The sequence below is a fragment of the Gilvimarinus polysaccharolyticus genome (assembly GCF_001187555.1).
In the GTDB taxonomy this organism is placed as follows: domain Bacteria; phylum Pseudomonadota; class Gammaproteobacteria; order Pseudomonadales; family Cellvibrionaceae; genus Gilvimarinus; species Gilvimarinus polysaccharolyticus.
Window position 1 is genome coordinate 1755932 of record NZ_LFIJ01000001.1, and the last position, 12573, is coordinate 1768504.

Annotated in this window: 9 protein-coding genes; 3 read left to right on the forward strand and 6 right to left on the reverse strand. The window is 51.2% G+C overall.

Annotated elements, in window-relative coordinates; translation table 11 throughout:
• Positions 1-2: 2 nt before the first annotated feature.
• Genes lpxL through fabV form a run of 3 tightly spaced genes read right to left on the reverse strand, consistent with a single transcriptional unit; the run spans position 3 to position 3037 of the window.
• On the reverse strand, positions 3-923 hold the full coding sequence (gene lpxL, locus GILYN3_RS07700; protein ID WP_049722300.1) for an LpxL/LpxP family Kdo(2)-lipid IV(A) lauroyl/palmitoleoyl acyltransferase: 921 nt from the start codon (positions 921-923) through the stop codon (positions 3-5).
• 6 nt (positions 924-929) lie between these two features.
• Complete coding sequence (locus GILYN3_RS07705) at positions 930-1841, reverse strand: acyltransferase (protein WP_049722301.1); 912 nt, start codon at positions 1839-1841, stop codon at positions 930-932.
• 11 nt (positions 1842-1852) lie between these two features.
• Positions 1853-3037: an enoyl-ACP reductase FabV gene (gene fabV / locus GILYN3_RS07710; RefSeq protein ID WP_049722302.1), complete on the reverse strand. Its 1185-nt coding sequence runs from the start codon at positions 3035-3037 to the stop codon at positions 1853-1855.
• A gap of 164 nt (positions 3038-3201) precedes the next feature.
• On the opposite strand from fabV, the gene GILYN3_RS07715 reads away from it, so the two are divergent.
• The 3 genes from GILYN3_RS07715 to GILYN3_RS07725 all read left to right on the forward strand — a co-directional run bounded on the left by GILYN3_RS07715 (position 3202) and on the right by GILYN3_RS07725 (position 6342).
• Positions 3202-3612 (forward strand): MAPEG family protein, encoded by a 411-nt coding sequence (locus GILYN3_RS07715; RefSeq protein WP_049722303.1) that lies wholly within the window; start codon positions 3202-3204, stop codon positions 3610-3612.
• A gap of 214 nt (positions 3613-3826) precedes the next feature.
• Entirely contained in the window at positions 3827-4360 is a 534-nt protein-coding gene (locus GILYN3_RS07720) for an RNA polymerase sigma factor (protein ID WP_049722304.1), read from the forward strand.
• The gene (locus tag GILYN3_RS07725) at positions 4357-6342 is read left to right on the forward strand and encodes a vWA domain-containing protein (protein WP_049722305.1); all 1986 of its coding nucleotides are present in this window, start codon (positions 4357-4359) and stop codon (positions 6340-6342) included. The genes GILYN3_RS07720 and GILYN3_RS07725 overlap by 4 nt, the downstream gene beginning before the upstream one ends.
• 126 nt (positions 6343-6468) lie before the next feature.
• Here the strand turns inward: GILYN3_RS07725 and GILYN3_RS07730 are convergent, their stop codons facing one another.
• From GILYN3_RS07730 to GILYN3_RS07740, 3 genes are all read right to left on the reverse strand, one after another.
• Positions 6469-7911: an efflux transporter outer membrane subunit gene (locus GILYN3_RS07730; protein ID WP_049722306.1), complete on the reverse strand. Its 1443-nt coding sequence runs from the start codon at positions 7909-7911 to the stop codon at positions 6469-6471.
• A gap of 9 nt (positions 7912-7920) precedes the next feature.
• On the reverse strand, positions 7921-11130 hold the full coding sequence (locus GILYN3_RS07735; protein ID WP_049722610.1) for an efflux RND transporter permease subunit: 3210 nt from the start codon (positions 11128-11130) through the stop codon (positions 7921-7923).
• A gap of 110 nt (positions 11131-11240) precedes the next feature.
• Complete coding sequence (locus GILYN3_RS07740; protein ID WP_049722307.1) at positions 11241-12410, reverse strand: efflux RND transporter periplasmic adaptor subunit; 1170 nt, start codon at positions 12408-12410, stop codon at positions 11241-11243.
• Positions 12411-12573: the final 163 nt, after the last annotated feature.

The window sequence follows — 12573 nt, forward strand, 5'->3', positions numbered from 1 at the left end:
TATTAGCGGTAAAAATCAGGCTCGCCTGGCGGGCGCGTTTTAAAACGCGGCTGCGCCCAAAAATACTGCTCGGGACACTTGGCGATTTGCTCGGCCATGAAATCTGAGATCCGTTGCGTGTCAGCAATATCATCACCGCTTGGAAAACCATCAAGCGGTGGATGAATCGTCAGCTTATAACCTGAGCCATCATTCAAACGAACCTGCGTAAACGGAATAACCCGCGCGCGGCCCAGTTTGACAATTTTACTGGTGGCGGTAACCGTGGCCGCTGGAACACCAAAAAAATTAACAAACACGCTATTTTTTTCACCCAAGTCGCGGTCCGGCGCATACCAAACGGCACGCCCTTTGCGCAGCTTAGCAATCATCGCCCGAATATTATCGCGGGGAATCGCCTCACCAGTCACACAGTAAGACTCACGTCCTTTGCGCTGTAAGTAGTCATACACCTTGTTGCCATGAGGGCGATACAGGCCATCAAACTCTATATTGCAACCTAAAAAAGCACTGCCAATATCAAGCGTACTAAAATGCGTTGTAAGCAACAGTACGCCCACGCCATCGCGCTCGGCTTGATGAATATGCTCAACCCCTTCAATGCTATGCAATTTACGCAGCCGCTTACTGCTCCAAAACCAGCCGATGCCGGTTTCAAAAACTGCGGCCATCATCGATTCGGTGTTGCTCTTTAACAACAACTCGCGCTCAGTGGCAGATTTTTCGGGAAAACAACGTGCAATATTGACTCGCGCATAATTAATGCGTTTTTTATTTAAATACAACAAAGGTGCCAGCTTACGCGCCACCCACATTTGCCATACGTAGGGTAAATGTGCCAATAAAAACCATAACCCTGCCCCCAACCAATGCAACCAATAACGGGGTTTAAGCAAAGATGCGCTAAAACGTGTACGACTCATAACACATTATTTCTCATGTTTAATAACGCTAGGACCACAATGCGCCAAAGCCTCTAAACGTTCATCTTTTTCTTGCCAGATTTTATTAATCCAGCGCTGAAAGTGCGCCCGGAACTCAGGATCTTCGGTGTAGTTGCCCAACAAATCCTCGGCAATGTTCAGCTCCCGTGCGTGAACAGTAACGTGCCCTACGCGTCCGCCAATATACTGCATAAAGCTCGGCCGCCCCTCGGGGTAGTGAATCGTAACATCCAATAGCGATGCAATACGGCCATTCATAGCAGTTAGCGTAAAGGCTAAACCACCGGCTTTAGGCAATAATAAATGACGGTAAGGAGATGCTTGCGCACGATGTTTCGCAGGGGTGAAGCGTGTCCCTTCTAGGTAACTAATAATGGTTACCGGTTTTTCGCTGTAACGTTCGCACTGCTTTTGCGTCGTCGCCAAATCTTTACCGGCTAAACTTGGGTCGCGGGCAATTTGCGCCTTAGAATGACGCCGCATAAAGGGAAAGTCTAGCGCCCAAAAAGCCAAGCCCAATACCGGAATCCAAATTAACGACGCCTTTAAAAAAAACTTAAAGTACGGCAACTGACGATTAAACACTCGCATTAGCACTAGGATATCAACCCAGCTTTGATGATTAACCACCAACATAAACCATTGCCGACGGGTAAAGTGTTGCGGGCCATCGTAAGCAATACTTGTAGGTAATAACCAGCGCTGGTGGGTGTTATTAATAGAGATCCATGCACTGGCAATTTTATCCAGCCAGCGGGTTAACGCTGGCCGGTGTGGGCTGCGCTGCAACGCCAGTTTAAAAAGCGCTAAAGCTATCAGCGGCAAACCAAGCAACAACGTTGCTATAACAAATAACAACAACGATAAAGTGCCACGCACCACCGAGATCAGCCACATTACAAAATCACTTAAAAGTTATGAGACACCAAAGGAGAGGTTTCGGCCTCGTAGTCTACGCCGTCAAAACCAAAGCCAAATAACTTTAAAAAGTTCTCGTGATAGGTTTTATAGTCGCTAATTTGCATTAAATTTTCTTCTGTCACTTGCGGCCAAATAGCTTCTACCTCGGCCTGCGTGGCAGGGTCTAACTCTAACTCATCAACCCTAAAGCGGTTGTCACTGTCCAAACGGGGGTTGGCACTGTACAAACACTCGCCAAACAAACGTTGTATTTGTTCGATGCAACCTTCGTGGGTGCCCTTCGCTTTCATCACTTTAAAAAGAATCGACATATATAAAGGCATTACCGGAATCGCCGAGCTGGCCTGAGTGACCAATGCTTTTAATACCGAAACATTAGCGCTAACCTTTTTATCGGTTAAACGCTCGGCAATAGCACTAGCGGCACGGTCTAAATCTTCTTTTGCCTTACCGATAGTCGCGTGACCGTAGATGGGCCAAGTCAACTTATCGCCTAAATAAGTGTAAGCGACTGTTTTAGCGCCCTCGGCTAATACATCAGCCTCGGCCAGTGCATCTAACCACATTTCCCAATCTTCGCCGCCCATCACCTTAACGGTGTTATTAATCTCTTCGTCTGAGGCAGGCTCAACCGTAATATCTGAGATTTTCATGGTATCGGTGTTCAAGTTCTTAGCGGTGTAGCCCTCACCAATCGGCTTTAATACCGAGTTATAGGTCTCACCGGTGTTAGGGTCGGTACGCCGAGGCGAGGCCAGTGAATAAACCACTAAGTCCACTTTGCCTAAATCTTCTTTAATAGCGGCAATGGCTTGGGCCTTAATTTCATTACTAAAGGCATCGCCATTAATGGTGCGGGCATACAAGCCGTCTTGCTCGGCAGCGGCGTGAAATGCGGCCGTATTATAGTAACCGGCCGATGCGGTTTTGCGCTCTGTAGGCGGCTTTTCAAAGCACAAACCCAAGGTTTTAGCACCACTGCCGTAGGCGGCGGTAATGCGCGACGCCAAGCCGTAGCCAGTCGAGCAGCCAATTACCAGTACGTTTTTGGGGCCACCCGCCACTTCGCCCTGGGCGCGAGTGTAGTCAATTTGCTCTTGCACGTGGGCCGCACAGCCTTGCGGGTGGGCGTTAATACAAATAAAACCACGAACTTTTGGCTTGATAATCATAGACTTGCATCCTATTGTATAAACATTTAGCGGCCGCCTGCCGCTGCGCAACCAAACGGTTGCAGTCACTAAAAAGAGAGTATTATAGTGCTCTTAGCGCCGATTAACAGAGCCTAACGACTCACGCCAGCTTCGGCTTGTGTTTTAACCCAATAGGAGTTTGTATGATCTACCCCATGGCGGCCTTAGTGCTGCTGACATTTTATGCCGCTCTACGCATGTTTATGGCACGGGTCGCGGCCGTAAAAAACAACCAAGTGTCCATTGAGTACTTTAAAACCTACTCCACCCCAAGCGATCAATTACCGGCAATCATGATCTACACCCAGCGCTGCTACAACAACCTGCTGGAAATGCCCATTCTGTTCTACGCCGCATGCCTAACCGCTATGGCCACTCAGCTAACTGGCACCTTAATGCTCGTGCTGGCATGGTTGTATGTGGCGTGCCGTATTGGCCAAGCTGCGCTGCACCTGCGAGGCAAAATTAGGTGGCGCATGCGCCTGTTCATGGCCAGTATGATTTGTTTATTGGCTATGTGGGGCGTATTGGTAGGCACCGCACTGGCACGCTAGGCTTATCAATAAAGGCGCCCACTGGACAATGCTCGGCGGACGCCCTTGTACAAATCATTAGCCGTACGGCCTGAAACAGAGCCTACCGTCCTCAATCAGCGCTACAGCACGCTATGCCGATGAGCAGACGGCCTATCAATAATAAAAATTAAGCGAGCACCAAGGATTTTGCTGCCTGCAACGTCTTACCTCTTAATAGCGCTACGGTAAATCTATGGATCCAGACAACCTCAGCCAACTTATCCAGCGCGCTCAAGCCGGTGAGGCGGATGCCTTTAGCGAGCTGCTCGAGGCACATTACGAGCTTATCTACCGTTTTGCCTTTCGTTGGTGCGCCAAACGCGAAGCGGCCGAAGATATTACCCAGCAATGTTGTATCAAACTGGCTGGCGCCATTAAACAGTTCCAACATCGGTCAAAGTTTAGTACTTGGCTATACCGATTGGTCATTAATACCGCTCACGATTGGCAGCGTCACGAAGGGCGTCACCATCAAACTGACACTAGCTGCGATCAACCTGTTGCCGCAACAGCCCAAGATGAATCCGCTATTTATTTGCAACAGGTACTCAAACAACTAGACGTTATGGGCGAGGGATTGCGAGAAACCGCACTGTTAGTTCTGGCCGAGGGTTTTAATCACCGCGAGGCAGCCGAGATACTCGGCGTCAAAGAATCCACTATTTCCTGGCGTTTACACCACATGCGAAAGCAGCTCGCATCAACCGATGGAGCGCACACATCATGACTGACATCGATAAATTACTGCAACAACAAAATATTCCGCCCGCTGACCCCGCTGCCAAGCAGGCCGCCATGCGCGCTGCATTAGCAGAGTTTCAACAAGAGCACGAAGCGACACAAAACAAAAAACAAAATAATCGCTCCAGCGGCCAAGGATTTTGGCAGCGCTTGCGTCTTATTAAAGACGCAACCTTAAGGAGCATGATTATGACCTCATTCACTAAACGCACATTATTTGCTGGCTTCGCAGCCGCCAGTGTTACCGTTCTTGGATTTTTTATTGCCCTGCCTATGCTGCTATCAGTGTCGCCACCAAGCATTGACAACCAAATCAAAATCTCTGAGATCAATATGTCCAGCGCACCAAGCACTACCGTATACCAGCCAATGGCTGAAGATATAATGGTTGAAGAAGTCGTAATAACAGGCTACGCAAAGCCTGAAATGCAAGCAAGCCTCCCAGCCCACCGTACAGCATCCAAGCTAAGCCTGCCTGCATCCCACGGCGACGTCATGCACATGAATGCCAGCCCAATAATGACCGACGTAGCGGTTCAACCCGCACCACAAAATCGCGATAAGTTTTCCGAACAGCAAGAAAACCCTGTTAAGCGCACCGCCGACGAACCTGTCTCTACCTTTTCAATCGACGTCGATACCGCCTCTTACAGCTTTGTTCGCAGCCAGTTAAACAATGGCATACTGCCGCCTAAAAATGCGGTACGAGTAGAAGAAATGCTTAACTATTTTGATTACAACTACCCCGTACCACAAAACCAAGAGCAGCCCTTTTTACCCAGCGTTGCCATTACTGACTCGCCCTGGGCCGAGGGTAAAAAGCTGCTGCACATTGGCATCAAAGGTTACGATGTGAGCGCTCAGCAAAAACCCAAAACAAACTTGGTTTTTCTGTTAGATGTTTCCGGCTCGATGAACAGCCCCAACAAGCTGCCATTGGTTAAGCAATCTATGGATATGCTACTGGGCAGTTTAAAGCCAGACGATACTGTCGCCATAGTTGTATATGCTGGCGCTGCTGGCACCGTACTTGAACCCACCGCCGTTAAAGACAAACAAAAAATACTAACGGCGATGCGCAACCTAGAAGCCGGCGGCTCCACCGCTGGCGCCGAAGGCATTAAGCAGGCTTACCAACTTGCCGAGGCCAACTTCGACCAAGACGCCGTTAACCGCATCATACTCGCCACCGATGGCGACTTTAATGTGGGCATTAACGATACCGAACAACTCAAGGGCTACATTGAGCGCAAACGTGAACAAGGTATTTTTCTTAGCGTGCTGGGCTTTGGCCGAGGCAACTATAACGACGAGCTAATGCAAACGCTGGCGCAAAACGGCAACGGCGTAGCAGCCTATATAGACACGTTAAGCGAAGCGCAAAAGGTACTCGTACAAGAGGCCAATGCCGCCCTATTCCCCATTGCTAAAGACGTAAAAATCCAGCTAGAGCTCAACCCCGCTAAAGTGGCAGAATACCGTCTAATTGGCTACGAAACTCGGCTATTAAACCGCGAAGATTTTAACAACGATAAAGTAGATGCCGGAGACATCGGCGCGGGCCACAGCGTAACCGCACTCTACGAGCTAACCCTAACCGGCTCCGATGCGGCGCTTATCGACGCTAGCCGCTACACCAGCAACACCTTAGAGGAAACCAACAACAGCAGCGAATACGGCTTTTTAAAACTGCGCTACAAGCTGCCCAAAGAGAGCGAATCAAAACTGCTGCAAAGAGCCATAACTACCGCAGATAGCCAAGTAGATGATCGCTTACAAAATGATGTAGCCTTTGCCACCGCTGTGGCTGGATTTGCGCAACACCTTAAAGGCAGCGTGTACCTCAAAAACTTTAGTTACGATGACATCATCGCCATGGCGCAAGCCAGCAAAGGCGACGATCTTTATGGCTACCGCACCGAGTTTATTCAGCTGGTACGCAAAGCGAAGATCGCAAAAGAGTTGTAACTGATGGGGTGGCCCCGCGTTCGAGTAATATTACGACGGGGCCATTGGGGCGGTTAAAACAAACTAGTCAGTCGTAACGCTAATCTAACTAAGATGAAAAGCATGGGACGCGTACGCCCCACTCGGTTACATTCCGGCCAACTGTTCTGCGGCCACCCAGCCGCCACCTAGCGATTTGTATACCGCAATCAGGTTTAACAGCACCTGAATATCACTTTGCGCCAACTGGGCGCTTACATCTAACTGCGAGCGCTGAGCATCCAGCACCGTTAAAAAATCGCCATTGCCTAGCTCAAACTTGCGCCCCGCAAGATCGGCCGCCTTAGTGCTAGCTTTTGCCGCTTGCTGTAAGCCGGCGCGACGCTGCTCTTCGCGGGTGTAGTTTTGCAGACTGTTGTCAGTCTCTTCTAGCGCGACCAGTACGCTTTGTTCAAACTCGGCCAAGCGCGCCTCGGTGCGGGCATCGGCGGCGTCAATCTGTGCGTTAACCCGGCCCATGTCAAACGCGGCCCAGCGAATTTGCGGCGCAAATAAAAACGTCGAGGTCACACTGTCGCCTAGGCGTGACCAATCGCTGGACAAATATCCGAGGCCTCCAGTAATGCTAATGCTCGGGTACAAATCGGCCACGCGGATATTGTATTGCGCCACCGACGCGGTCAATGCGTGCTCGGCACGGTGAATGTCGGGCCGACGCTGCAGCATACTTTTCGGGTCGCCCACAGCAAAGGTTGCGGGTAAACTCGGCAGTGGTTGCACCTCGGCCAATTGGTTTTTTAGCTCGGGCAATTTGCGTCCGGTTAATACCCCCAAACGATTTAGCGCCGTATTAATCTCGGCCTCGATACTGGGTACGCGGGCGCGGGTAAGCTCTAATTGCGATGTAGCCTGAGCGACGTTTAGCTCGTCCCCCAAGCCCACCTCAAAATAGCGCTCTGTCAAATTAAGGGTTTGACGCTGAATCGCCACGTTTTGCGCTGCTACATCCAGCAGGTACTGAAAACCGCGCAAGTTAACATAGGCGCTTGCCACCTCGGCGCTAACGCTGACCTGAGCTGCGTGTAAATCGGCCTCGCTCGCGGCCGCCAGCGCTTGTGACTCGCGCACGCCGTTGCGCACCCGGCCAAACAAATCTAGCTCCCAGCTAACGTCTAAGCCGGTGGCATAGGTTTGGCTGATACGCGAACCCGCCTCGCCCACCACATCGGCGCTTTGGCGCTGACGGGTGGTACTAAGCCCGGCCTCGACCGTCGGGTAGCGATCAAACTTGCTCTCGCGTAAATAAGCGCGAGACTCGGCTAGCGAGGCCGCCGCGATACGCACACTGTGATTGTGCGTAAGCGCACTGGTCACCAACCGATTTAATTGCACATCGTTAAGTTGCGACCACCATGCAGCAATAGGCTGTGCCTCGGTTGCCGGTGCCGGCAGAGCAAAGCTCGCATCCGGCGCTGGCAATTGCGCGCTATCACGCACAGTGTCGGGTGATTTAAACGAACTACAAGCCGCTATCGCTAGGGGCAGCAAGGCTAGCCCCACTAACTTCACGTAAGATGGTGTGTGTTTCATAAAAACTCCTTACCTGTGCGGCTGATGGTGCAGTGCGTCGGGCGCTGTTTCACCGTCAACCGGTTGTGATTCAGTATCGACCTTTGAGTAACTACGACCTTCAAGCTTGCGCAACAGTACATAAAACACCGGCGTAAAGAACAAGCCAAAGAAGGTTACGCCCAGCATCCCCGAGAAAACCGCAATACCCATGACGCTGCGCATTTCAGAGCCCGCGCCGGTCGAGAACACCATGGGCAGTACGCCCATAATAAAGGCGAACGAGGTCATTAAGATCGGGCGTAAACGCATCCGACTAGCCGTTACCGCGGCATCAAAGGTGGCCATGCCGCGCTGCTCCAGCTCGCGCGCGAACTCTACAATCAAGATGGCGTTTTTACTCGCCAAACCTGCCAGTACAAACAAGCTCACCTGGGTAAAGATGTTGTTGTCGCCACCGGTCAACCACACACCAAACAGCGCGGCCAAAATTGATAGTGGCACAATCAACACAACCACCACTGGCAAGGCTAGGCTCTCGTATTGAGCTGCCAACACTAAAAACACCAACAGTAAACACAGCGGTAAAATAATAATGGCAGTGTTACCGGCCAGAACCTCTTGGTAAGTCAAGTCGGTCCATTCAAACTCGATGCCACTAGGCAAGGTTTCGTTCAGAACTTCAGTAATGGCATCCTGCGCCTGTCCACTGGAGTAACCCGGCGCGGCATTACCGTTTAAATCCGCCGATAAATAGCCGTTGTAGTGCGTTGCGCTTTCGGGGCCATAGCTCTCCTCCATGCTTAGCACTGTTCCCAATGGCACCATATCGCCTTGTACGTTGCGCACTTTTAACGCCATCGCATCGGCTGGCGTATTACGGTACTCGGCATCCGCCTGTGCAATCACCTGGTAGGTACGACCGAATTGGTTAAAGTCATTCACATACAACGAACCCAGGTAAATTTGCATGGTGTCGAAGATGTCTTTGATGTTTAACCCTAACTGTTTTGCCTTGGTTCGATCTAAATCGGCGTACAGTTGCGGCACATTGATTTTGTAGTTGGAATACACGCTGGCAAGCTCAGGTCGCTGCCAGGCTTTTTGCTGCACTTGCTGAACAACTTCGGCAAGCGCCTCGTAGCCTAGGCCTGCGCGATCTTCAATTTGCAGCTTAAAGCCACCCGTCGTTCCCAAGCCCCGTACCGGCGGCGGTGGGAAGATGGCAATAAACGCCTCTTCAATGCCAGCAAATTTCATTTGCAAGCGCTGCGCAATGGCACTGGCCGAGAGTTCATCGCCGTGACGCTGCTCAAATGCCGCGAGCGGGAAAAAAACAATCCCGGCGCTGGAGCTATTCATAAAGCCATTTATGCTTAAACCCGGAAACTGTACTGCGTTTTCCACACCCGCTTCGGCTAAACCAATTTCACTCATCTCGCGGATAACCGCCTTGGTACGCTCAAGCGTAGCGCCATCGGGCAGCTGGGCAAAGGCAATCAAATATTGTTTGTCTTGCGCCGGCACAAAGCCTTTGGGGATCACATTAAACTCGCCCACGGTAACGGCCAGTAGAAGCCCGTACACCAATACGGTAAGTCCTTTACGCCCTAACAAACGACCGACTTGGTTTGAGTAACCATCTGAGCCACGTTTAAAGCTACGGTTAAACCAGCCAAAAAATCGGCCAAACACAGCGTCAATACCGCGGGTTAGACGATCTTTAGGCGCATGGTGCGGCTTGAGTAGTAAGGCGGCTAATGCCGGGCTTAACGTCAGCGAGTTAATGGCCGAAATCACGGTAGAGATAGCAATCGTGAGGGCAAATTGCTTATAAAACTGGCCCGTCAAACCGCTGACAAATGCGATAGGCACAAACACCGCAATAAGCGTAAGCGAGATGGCAATGATAGGCCCGCTCACCTCTTGCATTGCTTTGTAGGTTGCTTGCAGCGGGCTTAAACCCTCTTCGATGTTTCGCTCAACATTCTCGACCACGACGATTGCGTCATCCACCACAATACCGATGGAAAGTACTAAACCAAACAACGACAAGGTATTAATGGAAAACCCAAACGCTGACATAAGCGCGAAAGTACCCACAATCGATACCGGAACCGCCAGCAAAGGAATGATCGACGCGCGCCAGGTTTGCAAGAATACGATAACAACAATCACCACCAATGCCAGAGCCTCTAGCAAGGTTTTAATAACGGCATTGATCGAGCTTTTAACAAACACGGTAGGGTCGTACACTACGCGAAAATCGACACCTTCAGGAAAACGCTCTTTAAGCTCGTCCATGGTCGCGCGTACATCGTCAGAGATTTGTATCGCATTCGCGCCCGGCGACTGAAAAATCGGAATCGCAACAGCGGGCTGGTTATCCAGCATAGAGCCCAAACTAAACTCCGATGCGCCCAGCTCGACCCGCGCCACATCTTTTAGCCGTGTAATTTCGCCGTTGCTACCGGCGCGGATAATAATGTCATTAAACTCTTCGGGGTTATCCAAACGGCCTTTGGCATTAACCGGCAACTGAATATCCACTAGATTAGTGATCGGCGCACCGCCAATAATACCGGCAGCGGCTTGCACATTTTGCTCGCGTATAGCGTTAACCACATCGCTGGCGGTGAGGTTTTTCTCGGCAATTTTCTCGGGGTTTAACCACACCCGCATTGCGTAATCACCCGAGCCAAACAAACGCACCTGCCCTACACCCGACACTTTAGCCAGCTCGTCTTTTACGTTAAGCACAGCATAGTTGCGTAAATACAGTTCATCGTAGCTTTTATCTGGCGATATTAAGTGCACCACCATCGTCAAATCGGGAGAGCTTTTTACCACCGTTACGCCCGCCTGCCGGGTAACTTCGGGTAAGCGCGACAGCGCTTGCGAGACGCGGTTTTGTACCATTTGCTGCGCTAAATCGACGTCGCTGCCAATTTTAAAAGTAACAGTAAGATTCAACCGGCCATCGGTGGTCGCCTGTGAGGACATATACAACATGTTCTCGGTGCCAGCCAATTGCTCCTCCAGCGGTGTCGCCAAGGTTTCGGCAATCACTTTTGGGTTTGCACCCGGGTACGAGGCGCTTACCACCACCGACGGTGGCGACACCTCGGGATATTCGGATATAGGTAATTGGAACATGGCGAGAAACCCTGCGATAAAAATCAGCAGTGAAATCACACCGGCAAAGATGGGTCGATCCACAAAAAATTTGGAGATATTCATAGTAAGCCCATGAGCATTAAAAAATGGGTAATAAAAACAGTAAGGGGCAAGGTGGCTGGCTACCACTTTTGGCGGCCCGCACTAAAACTTAAAAATAAACCGGCAAATAGTTAGTGAGCTACTGCCACTTCGGTGGCGACCTCACTCGGGGCAACTTCACGTGGAGCAACGATGGTATTGGGGCGCACGTGGGACAAACCGTTGACGATGACGCGATCACCGGCATTCAACCCCGCCACCACAACACGTCGGCCCTGGTAATACTCACCCAGCGTTACTTCGCGGTAAGTAGCAGTGTTGCTGTCGTCTACCACCAGCACAAACTTTTTACTCTGATTTGTGCTAACGGCAAGACTCGGTACCAACAGCGCTTCGCTAATGGAGGCAGAGCCCAACCGCACATTGGCAAACATGCCGGCAGTTAAGGCACCATCGCTGTTGTCAAACAAGGCCCGCGCGCGAATAGTGCCGCTGGTCGCATTAAGGCGGTTATCAAACGAGCTGATGTGCCCCTGGTAAACCACCCCCCTATCGCGTGCCAGTGTTAGCTCTACCGGCATTTTTTGCGGGTCTTGCACCGAGCGAACAAACTCTATGTAAGTCGCCTCATCAACACTAAACTCAGCAAACAACTGGCGAGTGGCAACGATCTCGGTCAGCACCGGTGCGTTAACCCCCGCATCCACCACATTACCGACCGTTAGCTCGGCGCGACTTACCCTTCCGCCAATAGGAGCGGTGATGTGCGCATATTCCAAGTTCAACTGCTGCTGGCTAAGCGCTGCTTGAGCCTGCTGGACATCGGCTGCGGCCACATGCTTAGCGCTTAGGGCTGCATCGTAAATACTTTGCGAGATCAACTTATCGTTAACCAACTGCTCCGAGCGTTTCAACTCATCCTGAGCCAGTTTGGCGCGCGATTTAGCCACAGCCAGCCTAGCCTGGGCTTCGCCCACCGAGGCCTGATGCGGACGCGGGTCGATTAAAAACAACGGCTGCCCCTGCTCTACTTGCTGCCCCTCAGCAAACAACACCTGCTGAATTACGCCGCTCACCAGAGGGCGAATCTTGGCACTCTCGACCGGCGCCAGACGGCCGGAAAACTTCACCCAAGTACGCACGTTCTCGGGCTCGACAACGAGCACATCAACCGCAGGAGCCGCACTCTCGCCCGCTGCCCCACTAAAGGGAGCGGCAGACAAGGCCACAGCAGTTAACAAAGCGCTCGCCACAAACCGCGAAACCCGCAGACTGCTGGGTAAATTCAATAAGCTAGACATAGGTATCTCCTTTTGCCAGTGGCAAAAAAACTGAACGAATTAGGGAGCAAACCGTTACCGACAACGTCTTATACATACCGGTCGGTATGGGCTCTGTGTGAAGTAATCCAGCACTTCAGCCAAATTGGCTAGATTGACGCGAAAACGCCCTAAAACTGGCAGC